Here is an 18,782-nt window from a genome sequence, read left to right as displayed (position 1 = left end):
AAACACGCCGGAGACGACGACCTCAGCTACCGCGCTACACCACTATGCGGGACTCAACTCGGTAGCGCCCGTTCGGTTCGGCAGTAGCGCCCGTCCGGTTCGGCAGTAGCGCCTGTTCGGTTCGGCCGTAGCGCCTGTCCGGTCACGCCACTCCCGACCGGACAGGCGTTGTTGCCGCCCTCTGGCAGTAACGCCTGTCCGGTTCGGCAGTAACGCCTGTCCGGTGTGGCCGTAACGCCTGTCCGGTCGGGTGTGGGGTCGGTCACAGATGCGGTCTGGAGTAGGGATTTAGAGGAACGACCGGCTATCTTGACGACGTTACGTAGTACTAGGACACGTCGTTGGAGGGACCGTTGGACGCCGTCGACCTCGCCAGGTGGCAGTTCGGGATCACTACCGTCTACCACTACTTCTTCGTCCCGATCACGATCGGGCTCAGCCTGCTCGTCGCGATCATGCAGACCCGCTGGATGCAGACCCGCGACCCGCAGTGGCTCCGCCTGACCACGTTCTTCGGCAAGCTCTTCACCATCAACTTCGCGCTCGGCCTCGTCACCGGCATCGTGCAGGAGTTCCAGTTCGGGATGAACTGGTCGGACTACTCCCGCTTCGTCGGAGACATCTTCGGCGCCCCGCTGGCCATCGAGGCCCTTCTCGCCTTCTTCCTGGAGTCGACCTTCCTCGGCCTGTGGTTGTTCGGCTGGGGCCGGATCCCGGAGAAGCTGCACGCGGCCTGCATCTGGCTGGTGCACATCGGCACGGTGCTCTCCGCCTTCTTCATCCTGGCCGCCAACTCCTTCATGCAGAACCCGGTCGGCTACGCGATCAACCAGCAGACCGGCCGCGCCGAGCTCACCGACTTCGTCGCGGTGCTGACCAACCCGGTCCAGCTGGTCACCTTCCCGCACGTCGTCTCGGCGGCCTGGATGACCGGCGGCGCCTTCGTCCTGGCCTTCAGCCTGTGGCACCTGTGGCGCGACCGCACCCCCGCCGCCGACCGGCCGATGTACCGCAAGGGCGCCAAGCTCGGCGCCTGGGCCGTCATCGTCGCCGCCATCGTCGTCATGATCTCCGGCGACGTCCAGGGCAAGGTCATGACCGACGTCCAGCCGATGAAGATGGCCGCCGCCGAGGGTCTCTACGAGGACGTCCCCGAGGGCGTCGGCGCCCCCTTCTCGATCATCACCGTCGGCACCCTCGACGGCCGCGAGGAGATCTGGGCCGTCACCGTCCCCAAGCTGCTCTCCTACCTGGCCACCGGCTCGCTCGAGGGCGCGGTCGAGGGCATCGACCACATCCAGGAGCGCTACGAGCTCACCTACGCCGGCTCCGAGCTGACCGCCGCCGAGGACTACCGCCCGGTCATCCCGGTCACCTACTGGAGCTTCCGCCTCATGATGGGCCTCGGTTTTGCCGGTATGGCGATCGCGCTCGCCGTGCTCTGGGCCCTGCGGGGCCGGGGCGACGAGCACGACGAGACCCGGTTGGTCGGCGGGCGGCTGTGGGCGTGGGCCGGGGCACTCGTGCTCTTCATGCCGTTGCTGGCCAACAGCTTCGGCTGGATCTTCACCGAGATGGGCCGCCAGCCGTGGCTGGTCATGGGCCTGATGACGACGCAGACCGGCGTCTCCCCGGGGACCACCACCGCGGAGGTCCTGACCTCCCTGGTCGTCTTCACCCTGCTCTACGGCGCGCTCGCCGTGGTCGAGGTCGGCCTCACGCTGCGCTACGGCCGGGCGGGCGCCGAGCCGGTCGAGGCGGACGCGTCCTACGACCCCGCCCGCCGGACCGACGACGACGCCTTCGTCTTCACCTACTGAGCACACGGCATACAAGGAGATTGACATGGAACTGACCACGATCTGGTTCATCCTCATCGCCGTGCTCTGGATCGGCTACTTCGTGCTCGAGGGCTTCGACTACGGCGTCGGCGCGCTGCTGCCGGTCCTGGGCCGCGACGAGGCCGGCGGCGCCGTGACCGGGGAGACCCGGCGCCGGCAGATGCTCGGCGCGATCGGCCCGTTCTGGGACGGCAACGAGGTCTGGCTGCTCACCGCGGGCGGCGCGACCTTCGCGGCCTTCCCGCACTGGTACGCCACCCTGTTCTCCGGCTTCTACCTGCCCCTCCTGCTCATCCTCGTCGCGCTCATCGTGCGCGGCATCGGGCTGGAGTACCGCGGCAAGGTCGACTCGACCACCTGGCGGCAGCGGATGGACCTGATGATCGTCGCCGGCTCGGCGCTGCCCGCGCTGCTCTGGGGCGTGGCGTTCACCAACATCGTCCGCGGCGTGCCGATCGACGCCGAGATGGAGTACGTCGGCGGCTTCTGGAACCTCCTCAACCCGGTCGCGCTGCTCGGCGGGCTCGTCACGCTCACCCTCTTCCTGACCCACGGCGCCCTGTTCGTCGCGCTCAAGACCGACGGGCAGATCAGGCACGACGCCCGGGCGCTGGCGCTGCGCCTCGGGACGGTCGCGGCGGTGCTCGCGGTGGCCTGGTTGACGGTGATGCACCTGTCGACCGGGAACGCCGCGTCGTGGGTGCTGGCCGGTCTCGCGGCGGTGGCCCTCGTGGCGGGCCTGGCCGCGGCACGGGGCGGGCGCGAGGGCTGGGGATTCGCCGGCACGTTCGTGACGATCGCGCTGGCCACGGCCTCGCTCTTCGTCGCGCTCTTCCCGGACGTCATGCCCTCGACGCTGGACGCCGCGTGGTCGCTCACCGTCGAGAACGCCGCGTCCACGCAGAAGACCCTCGGCATCATGACGGTCGTGGCCGTGGTCTTCACCCCCGTCGTGCTGCTCTACCAGGCCTGGACCTACTGGACCTTCCGCCGTCGGATCTCCGGGCACCACATCCCGACCGAGGTGCACCACGCGGCGGTGACCGACGAGACCCCGCGACCGGTCTCGGCGAGCTGACCGCGCGACCCGGCGCACGGCATACCCGATGAAGCCCTTCGACCCCGCGCTCCTGCGCGCCCTGCCCGAGACGCGACGGCCCGTCGCCGTCCTGTCCGCCGTCGGCGTCGCCTCCGGCGTCGTCGCCATCGCCCAGGCGCTGGTCCTGGCGCTGGTGGTCGGGCAGGTGGTGGGCGGCGGGCGGCTCGGCCCGGTCCTCGCGGGCCTGGTCGGGCTGCTCGCCCTGCGGGGGGTGCTGGCCGCGCTGTCGGAGTATGCCGCGCGCCGCGCCGGTCTGCGGGTCGCGGCCGCCGTGCGGCTGGCCGTCCTGCGCCGTTGGCTCGGCCGACCCGTCGAGGAGCGGCCGGCCGACGAGGTCGCGGTGACGCGGGTCGGCGAGGGCATGACCGCGATCGAGCCCTACGTCGCGCGCTACCTCCCCGCGCTCGTCACCGCGGCCGTGGTGCCGGTCCTGGCGGTCGGCGCGCTGCTGGTCGTCGACCCGTGGAGCGCGCTGATCGTCGTGCTGACCCTGCCGCTGCTGCCGGTCTTCGCGGCGCTGATCGGCCAGCACACGGCTGCGCAGACGGAGCGGCGGTGGGGGGCGATGGCGCTGCTGTCGGGGCACTTCCTCGACGTCGTCCGCGGGCTGCCGACGCTGGTGGCCTACGGACGGGCCACGGCGCAGGTCGGGGTGGTGCGCGAGGTGGGCGAGCGGCACCGGCGGGCGACCGTGTCGACGCTGCGCACGGCCTTCCTGTCGACCGCGGCGCTGGAGCTGCTGGCCACGATCTCGGTGGCGATGGTGGCGGTGGCGGTGGGGCTGCGGCTGGCGTACGGAGCGATGGACCTCGTCGTGGGGCTGACGGCGATCCTGCTGGCGCCCGAGGCGTACTGGCCGGTCCGCCGCGTCGGCGCGGAGTTCCACAGCGCGGCCGACGGCGCAGCGGTGCTGGAGGAGCTGGTGGCCGACGGCACGCTGGCCCGCCCGGCGGCGTCACAGGCGGCCTCCGTGCCGACGACACGCCCGATACCGCCGGCGCAGGAGCGCACGTGCACGCCTGAGCCGGTCACCGTCGGCGCGTCGTCGGGACAGATCCTTGCCGCGCGCGCCGGAGCGCTCCGCCCAGGGGCCGTCGGCCTCGAGTCGGTCTCCTACGCCCATCGCGGCCGCGAGCGCACGGTCGCCGACGTGACCCTCCGCACCGACGCCGCCCCCGGCCTCACCGCGCTGACCGGGCCGTCGGGCGCGGGCAAGACGACCGTGCTCGAGCTGCTCGCAGGCCTGCGCACCCCGACGAGCGGCACCGTCTGCGCACCGGCCGCCCACCTCGCGTCCCAGCGGCCCGTCATCCTGCCCGGGACGGTGCGCGACAACCTGGCGCTCGTGGGTGGCGCGGCGGTCCGCCCCGACGGCAGCACCCACGGCAGCGCCCACGGCAGCACCGACGACGCCGCGATGATCCTGGCCCTGCAGCGCGTGGGCCTCTGGTCGGCGCTCGAGGACCGACAGGGCCTCGACACGGTGCTGGGCGACGACGGGTTCGGGCTGTCGGCCGGCCAACGAGCCCGCCTCGCGCTGGCCAGGGCGACCCTCACCGACGCACCGCTGGTGCTCCTCGACGAGCCGACCGCCAATGTCGCGGCCGCCTCGGTACCGCTCCTGCACGAGGTGATCCTGGAGCTCGCGACCCAGCGCCGGGTGATCGCGGTGACACACGACCCCGCCCTCAGCGCCCTCGCCGACGACCGGTGGCGCCTCGAACCGGCCGCGCTGACGGGCCACCTCTCGACCGGGCAGGCGCCTGCGGATGGATGTGCAGCGCTGGCGTGTCACATCGATCGTCCTGGCGACGAATGTGACACGACAGCCGTGCACATCGATGCGCGAGCGCAGCCCGTCACTCCGCAACCCCCTGCCACGATCACCACTTCCCCCCGCGCCCGCCTCGCTCTCGCCTGCCTGCTCGGCGGCACCTCCGTGGCGTGCGGCGTCGCGCTCACCGCCACCTCCGGCTGGCTCATCGTGCAGGCGTCCACGATGCCGGTGGTCCTCACGCTCATGGTCGCGATCGTCGGGGTGCGGGCCTTCGGGCTGTTCCGACCGGTGCTGCGCTACGCCGAGCGGGTGGCCTCCCACGACGTCGCCCTGGAGGAGCTCGCCGAGCGTCGCGCCGACGTCTTCGCCCGGCTGGTCCCGCTCACCCCCGCACGGCTCGGGCGGCACAGCCGCGGCGAGGTGCTCACGACCGTCGTCCGCGACCTCGACGACGTCGTCGACGAGCGGGTCCGCGTGACCGTTCCCGCGTGGTCGGCCCTCATCGCCTCCGTCGTGGGAGCCACCCTCGCCGCCTGGCACCTCCCGCTCGCCGGGGCCGCCGTGCTCGCCGGCGCCCTCGCCGTCGCGCTCCTCACCAGCCTCGGGTATGCCGCGGAGCTCACCTCCCAGCACGCCGCCGTCACCGCACGCGGCACCGTCCGCCGCGTCGCGACCGCCCTGGCCGGCCAGCTGCTGGCCGTCCAGTCGGTGACGGGACGGCGCGCCGCCGCGCGCATCCTCGCCGACGTGGACAACGCCGACCGTGCGCAGGCGCGCGCCGAGTCCCGCCTGATCACCGTCCGCGCGCTGGTCCTGGCGGGGCTCTGGCTCGTGGTCGCCGCCACCACTGCGGCCGTGGCGGTGACCGTCTGGCAGGCCCACGCGGCCGGCGCGCTGAGCGGCCCCTACGCCGCGCTCGTCGCCCTCGTCCCGATGGCCCTCGCGGACACGTGGGTAGGGCTGGCCGACGTCGCCGGCTCCCGGGCCCGCGCCCGCGCGGCCGCCGCCCGCCTGGAGGCGGTCCTCGACCAGACCCCCGCCGTCGCCGCCACCGGCAGCAGCCACCCGGAGCCCGGCACCCCGGCGCTCGACCTCGACGCGGTCTCGGCGACGTGGGAGCCGGGCAGCGCACGGCATACCCCGGCCCTGACGGGACTCGACCTGCACCTGCCGGCGGGCAGCCGCGTCGCCCTGACCGGGCCCAACGGGGTCGGCAAGTCGACCGCCCTCGCGGTGCTCGCGCGGCACCTCGACCCCCTCGCCGGCCGGTATGCCGTGTCCGGCACCGACGCGCGCGACCTCGATGTCGACGCGGTGCGCGCCGGGCTGGCGCTGGTGGACGACGAGCCCCACGCGTTCGCAGGGACCGTCCGCGCCAACCTCACGCTCGCCCGGCCGGACGCGAACGACGCGCAGATCGTCGCGGCGCTCAAGGCGGTCGACCTGGGCTGGTGGCTCCGCACGCTGCCGGACGGGCTGGACACGCGGCTGACCGGTCTGTCCGGGGGCGAACGCGCCCGCCTGTCGATGGCCCGGGCGCTCCTGTCCGGTCGACCGGTCCTGCTCCTCGACGAGCCGGCCGCGCACCTGGACGACGCCACCGCCGGACGGGCGCTGGGTGGGCTCCTCGCAGCCGACCCGGAGCGGCGACGGACCCACGTCATGGTCAGCCACCGCCCCGAGGACCTGGCCGGGTGGGACGAGGTCCCGGTGCGGCCGCGGGCGCTCAGCCGAGACGCTGTTCCGGTGGAGGTTGTCGGACCTCGGACCTAGGTTGAGGGCAGTACCGACCCGACCGAGGAGGTCACCATGGAAGACAACACCTGGATCTGGTGGGTCGTCGCGGCCCTCGTCCTGCTGGCCATCATCGCCGCGGTCGTCGCCGCCTCCCGCCGCCGGAAGGTCGACGCGGCCCGCGCGGAGGCCGGGCAGATCCGCGAGCGCGCCGCGGCCGGCGAGACCTACGTCTCCGGCGCGGAGGACCGCGCCCGCGAGCTGCAGGAGCGCGCGCGGGAGGCCGAGGCGCGCGCCGAGCAGCTCCGTCATCAGGCCGACGACGCCACCCAGCAGGCCCGCGACCACCGCGACCGCGTCACCGACGACTACCTGCGCGCCGACGAGGTGGACCCGGACGTCAAGGGCGACGGGCGCTAGCCGGCCCGGCGGCGCGCAGGGGGCCCGCTGAGCCTGAGAGAATGACGGCCATGCCGATGCCTGCCGCCCGCACGCCCCTGGCCGACCTCGACCCCGCGATCGCCCTCGGCGCGCTCGACGGTCGTTACCGAGGTGCCGTGGCACCCCTGGTCAACCACCTCTCCGAGGCCGCGCTCAACCGCGCCCGCCTGCACGTCGAGGTGGAGTGGCTGATCCACCTGACGACCCAGGGCGTGGTCCCGGGCGCCGACGAGCTCTCGACCGGCGAGCAGGACGCCCTGCGCGCGCTCGTCCTCGACTTCGACGCCGCGGCGATCGCCGAGCTCAGGGACATCGAGGCCGAGACCGTCCACGACGTCAAGGCCATCGAGTACTACCTGCGCCGCCGGCTCGTCGACATCGTCGGTGCCGACAGGGCCGTCTCCCTCGGCGAGCTCGTCCACTTCGCCTGCACCAGCGAGGACATCAACAACACCTCCTACGCGCTGATGGTGCAGGGTGCCGTGACCGAAGTCTGGCTGCCGAAGGCCCGGGCCCTCGTCGACCAGCTCTCCGGTATGGCGCGCGACCTCGCCGAGGTCCCGCTCCTGGCCCACACCCACGGCCAGCCGGCGACCCCGACCACCATGGGCAAGGAGCTCGCGGTGCTGGCGTGGCGGCTCACCCGCCAGCTCGACCGGGTGGCTGGCACGGCATACCTCGGCAAGCTCAACGGGGCCACCGGCACCTACGGCGCGCACGTCGAGGCGGTCCCCTCCGCCGACTGGCAGCAGGTCAGCCGCAGCTTCGTCGAGCACCTCGGCCTGACGTGGAACCCGCTCACCACCCAGATCGAGAGCCACGACTGGCAGGCCGAGCTCTACGCCGACCTGGCGCGCTTCAACCGGATCCTGCACAACCTCGCGACCGACATGTGGACCTACATCTCGATGGGCTACTTCGCCCAGGTCCGCGGCCAGGGCACCGTCGGCTCGTCCACGATGCCGCACAAGGTCAACCCGATCCGCTTCGAGAACGCCGAGGCCAACCTCGAGGTCTCCAACGCCCTCCTCGACGTGCTCGCCTCGACCCTGGTCACCAGCCGCCTGCAGCGCGACCTCACCGACTCCTCGATGCAGCGCAACATCGGCACCGCCTTCGGCCACAGCCTGCTGGCGCTCGACAACGTCTCCCGCGGGCTCGCCGGCCTCGACGCCGTGCCGGAGGCGATGGCCAAGGACCTCGACGCCAACTGGGAGGTGCTCGCCGAGCCGATCCAGTCGGTGATGCGGGCGCTCGCGGCGCGCGGGGTCGAGGGCATGACCAACCCCTATGAGCGGCTCAAGGAACTCACCCGCGGGCGCCGCATCGGGCAGGTCGAGCTCGTCGAGTTCGTCCGCGGGCTGGGCCTGCCCGCCGAGGAGGAGGAGCGTCTCGTCGCCCTCACCCCGGCCGGCTACACCGGCATCGCCGCCTCGCTGGTCGCGCACCTGGACCGCTGATGCACCTGCTCCCCGCGGACCGGCTCGAGTCCGTCCTGGGCCACCTCCAGACGTCCGGGTATGCCGTCGCGCGCGCGGTCACGCCCGCGCCGGCCGGTCTGCGGTCGGCCCAGGCGGAGATCGCCCGCGCGTTGCGACTGCCCGGCAACGCGGCGACCAACCTCGACGCGATGGCCGACGCGCTGCGTGACCTGCCGCAGATCTGGGGCAGCGAGAAGGTCGCGATGGTGTGGGAGGACGCCGGACGGCTCGCCGGCGAGGACGGTCGGGCCTGGTGGATCCTCGGCGAGATCCTCGACGACGCCGACGACCTGACCGTCGTCGCGCTCGGCGAGGCCAGCGTCGGTGCCGCGCCGGCGCCGGCCGAGGAGGAGCAGGCATGAGGCTCTCCCGCCCGGTGCAGCTGGGACTGCTGGTCCTGTGCGCGCTCGTGGTGCTGTGGCTGGTGCTGCAGACGGTCACCGCCGACGGCGAGACCTCGCCCGGGCCGAGCGGCACGGCATACCCGCAGGAGAGCGGCGCGGCAGGACCGACCGGCACGGACACCCGCGACTGGGACCAGATCGACGCGTGTGGGAGCGACGTGCTGCCGCCGGAGCTGGAGGACGTCGCGGACGACGTCGAGGCCGGGGGGCCGTTCGAGTACGCCGGCAAGGACGGGTCGACGTTCGGCAACCGCGAGGGGCTGCTGCCGGACGAGGCGCGCGGCTACTACCGGGAGTACACCGTCGAGACGCCGGGCTCCCCCGACCGCGGAGCCCGACGCATCGTCACCGGCGGTGGTGAGACCGATCCCGAGGTCTGGTACTACACCGACGACCACTACGAGAGCTTCTGCGAGTTCGCGCCCTGAGACCGCCTCTCGCGGCTTGGCATAGCCAGACTTAGCCAACCCACCTACGATCGTCGGGTGATCCAGGTCGGCGTCGACGGCTGGCGCGGGGAGCCCGTGGATCTCGCCCGACTGGACGAGCACGACCCCGCGATCGACGCCCTCTTCTACGGTGCGGACGCGTGAGCGGGCTCCTTCTCGACACCAACGCACTGCTCTGGCTCCTGGGCAAGTTCTCGCTGCCCGGCGACCCGCTCGCCGCGGCCGCCAGCGCAGGCCTGCACGAGCTCGCGTTCAGCGGAGCGCACGCTGCCGCGCTGGCGCACTTCCCGGAGCTGGCTCGCCACGACCCGTTCGACCGGATGCTGCTGGCGCAGGCGAGGTCCGAGGGCCGCCAGCTGCTCACCGCCGACGCGGTCCTCCTGGACGCGCAGCCGGCGCTGACCGTGGACGCGCGCGTCTGAGGACCCCCAGCCCCCGGAGGGAATACCCCTTGGGGGTATCGTGTTGACATGGCTGTGAACGGCTACACCGGCTCCAAGGACGCCTACCTCAAGCGGCTCAGCCGCATCGAGGGCCAGGTGCGCGGCATCGCGCGCATGGTCGAGGAGGACACCTACTGCATCGACGTGCTCACCCAGGTGAGCGCGGTCACCAAGGCGCTGCAGGCGGTCAGCCTCGGGCTGCTCGAGGACCACATCAGCCACTGCGTCGTCGAGGCGGCGGCCGAGTCGGAGGAGGCCAAGGACGCCAAGGTCCGCGAGGCCGCCGACGCGATCGCCCGGCTCGTGCGCAGCTGAACCGCCGGCAACGGCATACCCCCACCATCCCTGGAGGAAACCATGGAGACCACCACCCTCATCGTCAACGGCATGACCTGCGGTCACTGCGTCGCGTCCGTCACCGAGGAGCTCAAGGAGGTCGCCGGCGTCACCGACGTGCGCGTCCCCGAGCTCGTCAAGGGCGGCGACTCCGAGGTCCTCGTCGACTCCGAGGGCGCGCTCGACCTCGAGGCCGCCAAGGCCGCCGTCGCCGAGGCCGGCTACACCGCCCGCGTCTGACTGACACCCACCACCGACCGGACAGGCGTTCGTGTCAGTTGTCCACAGGCCGGCCGGCCATGAGCGGCAGGAACGCCTGTCCGGTCCGGCAGCAACGCCTGTCCGGTCCGGCAGGAACGCCTGTCCGGTCCGGCAGGAACGCCTGTCCGGTCCGGCAGGAACGCCTGTCCGGTTGAGAAGGAAGCCTGAGATGACCACCTCCACCCCGATCACGAGCACGACCGACACCGGCACCCGCACCGGCACCGGCACCGGCGCCGACACCAGCACGGGCACCGACCTGCAGCACGTCGACCTCGCCATCACCGGGATGACGTGCGCCTCCTGCTCGGCCAGGATCGAGCGCAAGCTCAACAAGATCGACGGGGTCGAGGCGAGCGTCAACCTCGCGACCGAGAAGGCCTCCGTCAGCTTCCCGTCCGCGCTCACCGTCGCCGACATCGTCGCGACCGTGGAGAAGACCGGGTATGGCGCCACGCCCCTTGAGCAGGACCGCGGCGGTCGCGCGCCCGTCATGACCCACGACGTCGTCGGCCAGCGCTCGCTGCGCCTGCGGATGATCGTGGCCAGCGTGCTCGGGGCGATCGTGGCCGTGCTCCACATGGTGCCGCCGGTCGAGGACGCCCTCGGCATGCGCGGCATGTGGCTGCAGTTCTTCCTCACGCTGCCCGTCTACCTCTGGGCCGCCTGGCCCTTCCACCGCGCCGCGGCCGTCAACGCCCGCCACGGCGCGTCGACGATGGACACCCTCGTCTCGCTCGGCACGACCGCGGCGATGGGCTGGTCGGTCGTCGCGCTCTTCACCGGCTTCTCCCACGACATGTACTTCGAGGTCGTCGCGGTCGTCACCGCCTTCCTCCTCATCGGCCGCTACATCGAGGCGCGCGCCAAGGCCCAGGGCCGCTCGGCGCTGCAGTCGCTCATGGAGATGGGCGCCAAGGACGTGGCCGTCCTGCGCCACGAGGCTGGCAGCGGTGCGTGGACGGAGGTCCGCGTCCCGATCGAGGAGCTCGAGGCGGGTATGCAGTTCGTCGTCCGCCCGGGCGAGAAGGTCGCCACCGACGGCCGCGTCCTGGACGGCGTGAGCACGATCGACGCCAGCATGGTCACCGGCGAGTCGATGCCGGTCGAGGTCTCCCCGGGTGACGACGTCACCGGCGCCACCGTCAACGGCCAGGGCCGCCTCGTGGTCGAGGCCACCCGGGTCGGCGCCGAGACGACCCTCGCCCGCATCACCCAGCTCGTCGAGCAGGCCCAGACGGGCAAGGCACCCGTCCAGCGGCTCGCCGACCGGATCTCGGCGGTCTTCGTGCCCGCCGTGCTGGTCATCGCCCTGCTGACCTTCGTCCTGTGGCTGGTCACCGGCCACTCGATGGCCGAGGCCCTGGCCCCCGCGGTCGCCGTGCTGATCATCGCCTGCCCCTGCGCCCTCGGCCTCGCCACGCCCACGGCGCTGCTGACCGGTACCGGCCGCGGCGCCGAGCTGGGCATCCTCATCAAGGGCCCGCAGATCCTCGAGTCCACCCGCAAGGTCGACACCGTCGTCCTGGACAAGACCGGCACGATCACCACCGGCGAGCCCGTCCTCACCGAGGTCGTCACCAGCACCGGCCTGGCCGACGAGGCCGCGCTCAAGGCGGCCGCCAGCGTGGAGGCCGGCAGCGAGCACCCCGTGGCCCGCGCGATCGTCGACGGCGCGCGCGAGCGCGGCATCGACGTCAGCCCGATCACCGGCTTCACCAACCTGCCCGGCCAGGGCGCCCGCGCCACCATCAAGGACGTCGAGGTCACGGTCGGCAAGGCGGACCTCTTCACCGAGGTCCCCGCCGAGCTGCGGGCCGAGCTGGACGCCGGCAAGGGCACGACGGTCCTCGTCGGCTGGGACGGCACGGCCCGCGCGGCGATCACGGTCGCCGACACCCCGCGCGCGTCCAGCCGGGCCGCGATCGCACGCCTGCGCGAGCTGGGGCTCACGCCATACCTCCTCACGGGCGACAACGAGCACACCGCGCGCCGCGTCGCCGAGGAGGTCGGCATCGACCCGGCCAACGTCGACGCGGGAGTCCTGCCGCAGGACAAGTTCGCGCACGTCAAGGCGCTGCAGGAGCAGGGCAAGGTCGTCGCGATGGTCGGCGACGGCGTCAACGACGCCGCGGCGCTGGCCCAGGCCGACCTCGGGATGGCGATGGGCACGGGCACCGACGTGGCCGCCGAGTCCGCCGACATCGTGCTCATGCGCCCCGACGTCGACACGGTGGCCGACTCCATCGGCCTGTCCCGCACGACCCTGCAGGTCATCAAGCAGAACCTCGTCTGGGCGTTCGGCTACAACACCCTGGCGATCCCGCTGGCAGCCTTCGGCATGCTGACGCCGATGATCGCCGGCGGCGCGATGGCCATGTCCAGCGTGCTCGTGGTGCTCAACAGCCTGCGGCTCAAGGGCTACGGGCGGCGCTGAGCCGAGCCCGTCCCCGGGACGCACGAAGGCCCCCGCCTCGGCGGGGGCCTTCGTCGTGCGCGGTCAGATGGTGACCGGGCCCTGCTGGGTCTCGAAGATCACCTCGTAGAGACGCTCGTCGTCCTCCTCGACGAAGCCGAACTCCACGCCCGGCTCGAACTCGCCCTCCGGCGCGTCGCTGATCCCCAGCCACTCACGCACGCCGGGCACGTCGCCGCCGAGGGTGAGACCGACCAGACGGGTGGCCGACTCCTCGAGGTGGGAGGGGTGCTGGGTCTCCGGGGAGTCCCAGCGGATGAAGAAGGGCAGGTTGCCGTGGTCGATGACGTCGCGGATGCCGATCTGGCGCCACTGCAGGTCGGTGCCCTCCGGCGTGACGCGGTGGCCGTCGACGGCCTGGCGGCCCAGACGCTCCTCGACCCGGGCGAGGTCACTGACGGCGACGACCCAGGCCATCCAGCCGCCACCGCGCTCGGACGCGGCCTTGACGGCCTGGCCGAACGGCGCCTTGTCCGAGGACGGGTGCTCGAGGCACTCCACGATCTCGACGTAGCGGCCCTCGGCGAGGGGAAGGATGATGTTGCGGGTGCCGAAGCGCGGGTGCACCCCGCCGTCACGGGGCGTGACGCCGAGCTGAGCCGCCAGCCGCTCGGCGGTCGCCAGCAGACCCTCGGGGCCGGCGGCGTAACTCACGTGGTCGATGCGCATACGGGCATCGTGGCACACGGGTCCCCCCGTCCTGAAACCGCCCCTGCCGCGCTGCTCGGCGGTCAGCGCGCCCCGCCCGAGCGCTGCCGCACCGCCTCGTAGACGATGATCGCGGCGGAGGTCGCGACGTTGAGCGAGTTGGCGCGCCCGACCATCGGGATCCGCACGCGGGCGTCGGCGGCGTCCAGGACCTCGTCGGTCAGCCCGGTCTTCTCCGTGCCGACCGCGATCGCGACCGGGCCGCGGTAGTCGATCTCGGTGTGCTCGGTCTCGGTGTCCGGCGTCGCCGCAATGAGGGGTATGCCGTGCGCGCGCAGCCAGTCCTGCGTGACCGCCGTGATGTCGCTGGCGACCGGCACCGAGAAGACCGTGCCCTTGGAGGCGCGCACCGTGTTGGGGTTGCCCCAGTCGGTCACCGGGTCGGCGGCGACGACGGCGTCCACCCCCGCCGCGTCGGCCGTGCGCAGCATGGCTCCCAGGTTGCCCGGCTTCTCCACGCCCTGGCAGACCAGAACGAGCGGGTCGACCGGCAGCTCGAGGTCGGCGCAGCGCCGGTCGACGGCGTCGACGACGGCGAGGAAGCCGTCGGGCCCCTCCCGGTAGGCCGCCTTCTCGAACGCCGCCCTCGAGACCTCGACCAGCTCGGAACCCAGCTGCCCGACCCGCACCACGAGGTCGTCGGCGAGCGCCGCCTCCCCCATGAGGTCGGGGCAGTAGAAGAGGGCGTGCGGGACCACGCCGGCGTCCAGGGCGAGCCCCAGCTCGTCATACCCCTCGATGAGGGTGCGCCCCTCCTGCTCGCGCGTGCGGCGCCGGCGCAGGCCGACGAGCGCCTTGAGGCGCGGGTTGGCCGGGGAGGTGATGAGCAGGGGGGTGTGCACCCGACAAGTGTGACCCACGCGCGGCCGGGAGATCGGTGCCCCGGCCCCGGCGCCGCGGTTCAGCGAGGTCACCGGTCGGGTGCTGTCCTCGGTCGAGGACGAGCGCGCGCTCGCGAGGCTGGAGCGGGCTCGCCTGCGGGCCACCCGCGCCCGGGCGCGCGCCGAGCATCTTCCGCCCTGGCTGCGCGACTGGGTCGCCGCGCCGGTGACCAGCGTGACCGAACGGTTCGCCAACCTCGGCCGAGGGCTGCTCACGCTGCTGCGCGCCGGTCTCGTACCGATGGTGACGCTGTGCCTGGTGCTCGTCCTGGCCCGCCACTCCGGCGTGGTCGTCGCCGAGCTGCTGCGGCTGGCCCTCGGGCCGATGGACCCGCTGTGGGCCCAGGTGGTCGCGCCCTACGTCGGCATGGTGCTGACCCTGTCGAGCACGCTGCTCATGGTCGTGCTGATCGCGGCGGCGGTCGACCGCTTCCTGGCGCGCCCTGCCGAGGAGCCGGAGCGAGTCGGGTCGACACGCCGCTGAGCGTCCCGGGAGGACCTCAGGCGAGCTCGGCGAGCACCTCGTCCAGCGCGTCGACGAGGCCGTCCTCCTCGACCGTGCCGGTCACCCGGTCCGCGGCGGCGATGACCTCGGCCGGGGCCTGGCCCATGGCGTAGCTGCGGGAGGCCCACTGCAGCATCTCGAGGTCGTTGCGCTGGTCGCCCGCAGCCACGGTGCGGTGCGGCTCGACGCACAGGCGGCGGCGCACCTGCTCCAGGGCGGACGCCTTGGACACGCCCTCGGGGGCCAGGTCGAGCCAGGCGCTGTAGCCGACGGCGTAGGTGACGCCGTGCAGACCGATCCGCTCGACCATCTCGCGGAACTCCTCCGACGTGGAGTGCGGGTCGCGGAAGGTGACGCGGGTGACCGGGTCGGCCACCAGCTCCTCGAAGGAGACCACGGCCTCCTCGCCCCACAGCTCACCGGGCGGGAAGGGCGTGCTCACCTTGAAGCCGACCCCGATCTCCTCCACCGCCACGAGCGCGTGCGGCAGCTCCTGGTGCACCACGGCGATCGCCGGGGCCGGGTCGAAGGTCACCACGTCGTCGAGCCGGAAGCCGCCGTCGGCGTCCGGGTCCACCGACACGGTCACGGCACCGTTGGAGCACACGGCCGGACGCCCGGGGGTCAGCAGGCCCAGCTGCTCCATCACGGGCAGGGTCGCGACCACCGACCGCCCGGTCGCGATGACGACCGACACGTGCGGCAGGGCGTCGAGCGCGCGGACCTTGTCCACGACCCGGGGCGAGAGATGCCCGTCGTGGTGCACCACGGTCCCGTCGACGTCGAGGGCCACGAGCAGCCCCGCGTCGCGGACCGGGTGCCGTTGGTCGGTGGTCGCCCGCTCGGTGGTCGTCACCCCCACGACAGTAGTCCGCCGGACCGACGGGTTCACCCCGGGGAAGGGGCTTGCGGTCCTCGCTGCATCGGACCGTCAGTCACCGCAGGTCGCCAGCCTTCCCTCGACATACGGGAGACACTTGGATCGAGGCAGCCCAAGGTCGACGAACGATCCGACCTTCGGCACGTGCACCTCACGCCTGACCTTGACCGCCACCTGCTGCTCCCGCACCTGGATCTCGCACACCCGAGACTCGCCATGGTCCTGGACGGCCACCAACCGCCCGTGAACAGAGGTCTCAGAAGCGTCTCCGGGATGGCTGCCGCCGTCGACGATGCGGATGTACTCGGGGCGGATCCCGACGGTGACCTCCGAGCCATGCGGCACCGGCGGCGACCACGCCAGATCGATGAGGTGCTCACCCACCCGGGCCGCCCCGCGCTCGAGGGTGCCGCGGAGGAAGTTCATCGAGGGTGATCCCACGAACCAGCCCACGAACGTCGAGCTGGGCGACTCGAAAAGCTGCTCGGGTGTCCCACGCTGGATCAGTCGTCCCTCGCTCATGACAAGGAGCTCCTGCGCGAAGGTCATCGCCTCGTACTGGTCGTGCGTCACATAGATCACCGTCGGGGCGAACTCGTCGCTGAGCTGGCGGATCTTGCGCCGCAGGGAGAGCTTGAGCTGAGGGTCGATGACGGTGAGGGGCTCGTCCATGAGGACGGCCGCGACATCGTCGCGCACGAGGCCACGGCCCAGGGAGATCAGCTGCTTCTCGTCGGCCGAGAGCCGCGACGCTGGGACGTCGAGGCCGTCTGCCAGGCCGAGCGCCTCGGCCACCGCACGCACCCGCTCCTCGATACGAGACCTCGGCCAGCCGCGGCACTCCAGCGGGAACGCCAGGTTGTCGCGGACGGTCATCGACCGGTAGATCACGGGGAACTGGAACACCTGGGCGATGTTGCGCAGACGGGTCGGGGTGCTGGTGACGTCGACGCCGTCGAAGGTGACCCGCCCGTGCGACGGGGTCACCAACCCGGAGAGGATGTTGAGCAACGTCGTCTTGCCGCAGCCCGACGGGCCGACGAGGGCGTAGGTCCGCCCCGACTCCAGGGTCAGCTCCAGAGGCTTGAGGGCCCAGCGGTCCGGGTCCTCTCCCGGGTTGTAGGTCTGCGCGACGTTCTCGAGGGTGAGCGTGGCCATGGTCAGCTCCTGCCGTGCGGCGGTGCGGCCGCCAGGGTGCCGTCCTCGGTGAAGAGGAAGAGACGGGAAGGGTCGACGGTCATCGAGACTCGGTCACCCGTGGAGACGTCGTGGATGCCCTCGGCCCGGACGACGAGCTCGGTGCCCTGGAGGTCGACATGGACGAAGGTCTCCGATCCCGAGATCTCGACGAAGGTGATGGTCGCCAGCACCCCGGGACCGGTACCGAAGGTCAGGCTCGGAGCGGGGATCCCCACGAGGTAGGGACCGTCGGCAAACCCGGCGAGGTGGCTCGCCCTGGGCAGGAGGTCGAGACCGCGGACGGCCACGTGCTCGCCCTGGAGCGTGCCCGGGATCACGTTCATCGGTGGGTCGTTGACCACGCGGGCCACCGCCGTGGTCGCGGGGGTCTCGAAGATCACCGCCGGTGAACCGACCTGAGCGACGCGCCCTTCGTGCATGACGATGACCTCGTCGCCCAGCATGAGCGCCTCGGCCGGCTCGGTGGTGGTGTAGACCACGACCGTCTCGCCGACCCCGGAGAACAGCCCGCGCAGCTCCTCACGAAGTTGTTCGCGCAGCTTGAAGTCGAGGTTCACGAGCGGCTCGTCCAGCAGGAGGATGCGGGCGCGTCGGGCGAGAGCACGGGCGATGGCGACCCGCTGCTGCTGGCCACCGGACAGCGCGCCGGGTCGCCGGTCGGACAGGTGGGTCAGGCCCACCTGCTCCAACGCTTCCTTGGCCCGTCGCTGCGCCTCGGCCGCCGGCACCTTGGCCCGCCTGAGGGGAAACATGACGTTCTCCAGCGCGGTCAGGTGGGGATAGTTGATGAACTGCTGGTAGACCATCGCCGTCTCCCGCCGCCACGGCGGGACCTCCCGCAGCGACCTTCCGTCGAGCAGGACGTCACCGGAGTCGACGTCGCTCAGGCCCGCGAGCACGCGCAACAACGAGGTCTTGCCCGCACCGGTGCGTCCCAGGACCGTGTGAATCCGGCCCGGCTCGAGCGTCAGGGTCACGTCGTCGAGGTGTGCCTCACCGTCGACCCAGCTCGTCAGCGACTGCGCGACCACGCTCATCGGACCGCACCTGCCAGGTTGCCCTTCGAGAGGTAGCGCTCGACGAGCACGGCAAGCACCAGCAGCGGGATGATCCCGAACAGCGCCGCGGCGGACAACGTCCACCAGGGTGGGATCGAGGAGTTGAGCGCGACCACGGCCTGCGGCAGCGTCTGCACCTGCGTGAACGTCAGCCGGAAGGCGAAGAAGAAGTCGTTCCAGCCGAACACCGCGCAGAACATCGCCGCCACGGTGAGGCCAGGTGCGCTGTTCGGGACGATGGCCCGCAGGAAGGCCTGCATCGGCGTGCAGCCCTCGAGCATCGCCATCTCGTCGATCTCACGGGGGATGTTGTCGAAGAAGTCGACCATCACCCAGACCGCGATGGGCAGCAGCAGGGCGACCGTGACGATGATCAGCCCGAGACGGGTGTCGAGCAGACCGGGCATCTGCAGCAGGAAGAAGAAGGGGATGACGAGCACCACCGGAGGCATGATGCGCTGGGAGACGAAGAAGAAGACGATGTCCTTGTTCTTCGCCGGGCCGATCCGATAACGGAACCGGGACAGTCCGTAGGCAGCGAGCGCGCCGAGGACGATGGCGATCGCCGACGCGCACACCGTGATGATGAGACTGTTGACGAAGGGGCCGACGAGATTCACGCCGCCGGCGCCGCCGAAGATCTGTCGCCAGGCCTCGAGCGTCGGCTCGAACTCCAGCCACGGCACGTAGGTCACATGACCCTGGACAGCGTTGACGTCCTTGAAGCTCGTGGTGATGGCCCAGAGGAAGGGCATGGCGGTGAACACCGCCCACACGATCAACAACAGATACTGGGCACGTCTGGGCC

At 72.0% G+C, this 18,782-nt stretch carries 18 protein-coding genes; 12 read left to right on the top strand and 6 right to left on the bottom strand.

From position 1 onward, the window contains the following. The first annotated feature begins 353 nt into the window (after positions 1-353). From IEV65_RS11525 to IEV65_RS11475, 11 genes are all read left to right on the top strand, one after another. On the top strand, positions 354-1,820 hold the full coding sequence (locus tag IEV65_RS11525; protein WP_188430890.1) for a cytochrome ubiquinol oxidase subunit I: 1,467 nt from the start codon (positions 354-356) through the stop codon (positions 1,818-1,820). Between the two features lie 25 nt (positions 1,821-1,845). Next, positions 1,846-2,919, top strand: a complete 1,074-nt coding sequence (gene cydB / locus IEV65_RS11520) for a cytochrome d ubiquinol oxidase subunit II (protein ID WP_188430888.1) — start codon at positions 1,846-1,848, stop codon at positions 2,917-2,919. A 28-nt stretch (positions 2,920-2,947) separates the two neighbouring features. After that, positions 2,948-6,490: a thiol reductant ABC exporter subunit CydC gene (cydC, locus tag IEV65_RS11515; protein WP_188430886.1), complete on the top strand. Its 3,543-nt coding sequence runs from the start codon at positions 2,948-2,950 to the stop codon at positions 6,488-6,490. A 36-nt stretch (positions 6,491-6,526) separates the two neighbouring features. Then, on the top strand, positions 6,527-6,871 hold the full coding sequence (locus IEV65_RS11510) for a hypothetical protein (RefSeq protein WP_188430884.1): 345 nt from the start codon (positions 6,527-6,529) through the stop codon (positions 6,869-6,871). Between the two features lie 50 nt (positions 6,872-6,921). After that, complete coding sequence (purB, locus tag IEV65_RS11505) at positions 6,922-8,352, top strand: adenylosuccinate lyase (protein WP_188430882.1); 1,431 nt, start codon at positions 6,922-6,924, stop codon at positions 8,350-8,352. Next, positions 8,352-8,735, top strand: coding sequence for a barstar family protein (locus tag IEV65_RS11500; protein ID WP_188430880.1), 384 nt, complete (start codon positions 8,352-8,354; stop codon positions 8,733-8,735). The genes purB and IEV65_RS11500 overlap by 1 nt, the downstream gene beginning before the upstream one ends. Next, positions 8,732-9,205, top strand: a complete 474-nt coding sequence (locus IEV65_RS11495; protein ID WP_188430878.1) for a guanyl-specific ribonuclease — start codon at positions 8,732-8,734, stop codon at positions 9,203-9,205. Before IEV65_RS11500 ends, IEV65_RS11495 begins: the two co-directional genes overlap by 4 nt. Before the next feature lie 161 nt (positions 9,206-9,366). Further along, positions 9,367-9,648 carry a PIN domain-containing protein gene (locus tag IEV65_RS11490; RefSeq protein ID WP_188430876.1) on the top strand — a complete coding sequence of 94 codons (282 nt, stop codon included), beginning with the start codon at positions 9,367-9,369 and terminating at the stop codon, positions 9,646-9,648. A gap of 54 nt (positions 9,649-9,702) precedes the next feature. Further along, positions 9,703-9,984, top strand: a complete 282-nt coding sequence (locus IEV65_RS11485) for a metal-sensitive transcriptional regulator (RefSeq protein ID WP_308642576.1) — start codon at positions 9,703-9,705, stop codon at positions 9,982-9,984. Between the two features lie 42 nt (positions 9,985-10,026). Then, positions 10,027-10,245: a cation transporter gene (locus IEV65_RS11480; protein WP_188430872.1), complete on the top strand. Its 219-nt coding sequence runs from the start codon at positions 10,027-10,029 to the stop codon at positions 10,243-10,245. 190 nt (positions 10,246-10,435) lie between these two features. Next, positions 10,436-12,703 carry a heavy metal translocating P-type ATPase gene (locus IEV65_RS11475; RefSeq protein WP_188430870.1) on the top strand — a complete coding sequence of 756 codons (2,268 nt, stop codon included), beginning with the start codon at positions 10,436-10,438 and terminating at the stop codon, positions 12,701-12,703. 63 nt (positions 12,704-12,766) lie between these two features. On the opposite strand, the gene IEV65_RS11470 is transcribed toward IEV65_RS11475, so the two are convergent. Both IEV65_RS11470 and IEV65_RS11465 read right to left on the bottom strand, forming a co-directional pair. Continuing rightward, on the bottom strand, positions 12,767-13,411 hold the full coding sequence (locus tag IEV65_RS11470) for a VOC family protein (protein WP_188430869.1): 645 nt from the start codon (positions 13,409-13,411) through the stop codon (positions 12,767-12,769). Between the two features lie 62 nt (positions 13,412-13,473). Then, the gene (locus tag IEV65_RS11465; RefSeq protein WP_229735211.1) at positions 13,474-14,292 is read right to left on the bottom strand and encodes a TrmH family RNA methyltransferase; all 819 of its coding nucleotides are present in this window, start codon (positions 14,290-14,292) and stop codon (positions 13,474-13,476) included. Between the two features lie 79 nt (positions 14,293-14,371). On the opposite strand from IEV65_RS11465, the gene IEV65_RS11460 reads away from it, so the two are divergent. Then, the gene (locus IEV65_RS11460; protein WP_188430868.1) at positions 14,372-14,815 is read left to right on the top strand and encodes a hypothetical protein; all 444 of its coding nucleotides are present in this window, start codon (positions 14,372-14,374) and stop codon (positions 14,813-14,815) included. A 16-nt stretch (positions 14,816-14,831) separates the two neighbouring features. Here the strand turns inward: IEV65_RS11460 and IEV65_RS11455 are convergent, their stop codons facing one another. The 4 genes from IEV65_RS11455 to IEV65_RS11440 all read right to left on the bottom strand — a co-directional run bounded on the left by IEV65_RS11455 (position 14,832) and on the right by IEV65_RS11440 (position 18,741). Beyond that, positions 14,832-15,692 carry an HAD family hydrolase gene (locus IEV65_RS11455; RefSeq protein ID WP_229735210.1) on the bottom strand — a complete coding sequence of 287 codons (861 nt, stop codon included), beginning with the start codon at positions 15,690-15,692 and terminating at the stop codon, positions 14,832-14,834. Positions 15,693-15,767: 75 nt separating this feature from the next. Beyond that, positions 15,768-16,874, bottom strand: coding sequence for an ABC transporter ATP-binding protein (locus tag IEV65_RS11450; RefSeq protein ID WP_188430867.1), 1,107 nt, complete (start codon positions 16,872-16,874; stop codon positions 15,768-15,770). A 2-nt stretch (positions 16,875-16,876) separates the two neighbouring features. Beyond that, positions 16,877-17,953 (bottom strand): ABC transporter ATP-binding protein, encoded by a 1,077-nt coding sequence (locus tag IEV65_RS11445; RefSeq protein ID WP_188430866.1) that lies wholly within the window; start codon positions 17,951-17,953, stop codon positions 16,877-16,879. Then, positions 17,950-18,741: a carbohydrate ABC transporter permease gene (locus IEV65_RS11440; RefSeq protein ID WP_229735209.1), complete on the bottom strand. Its 792-nt coding sequence runs from the start codon at positions 18,739-18,741 to the stop codon at positions 17,950-17,952. The genes IEV65_RS11445 and IEV65_RS11440 overlap by 4 nt, the downstream gene beginning before the upstream one ends. Positions 18,742-18,782: the final 41 nt, after the last annotated feature.

Source organism: Ornithinimicrobium tianjinense, from assembly GCF_014636495.1.
In the GTDB taxonomy this organism is placed as follows: domain Bacteria; phylum Actinomycetota; class Actinomycetes; order Actinomycetales; family Dermatophilaceae; genus Ornithinicoccus; species Ornithinicoccus tianjinensis.
This window is presented reverse-complemented; position numbering and strand designations above follow the sequence as displayed.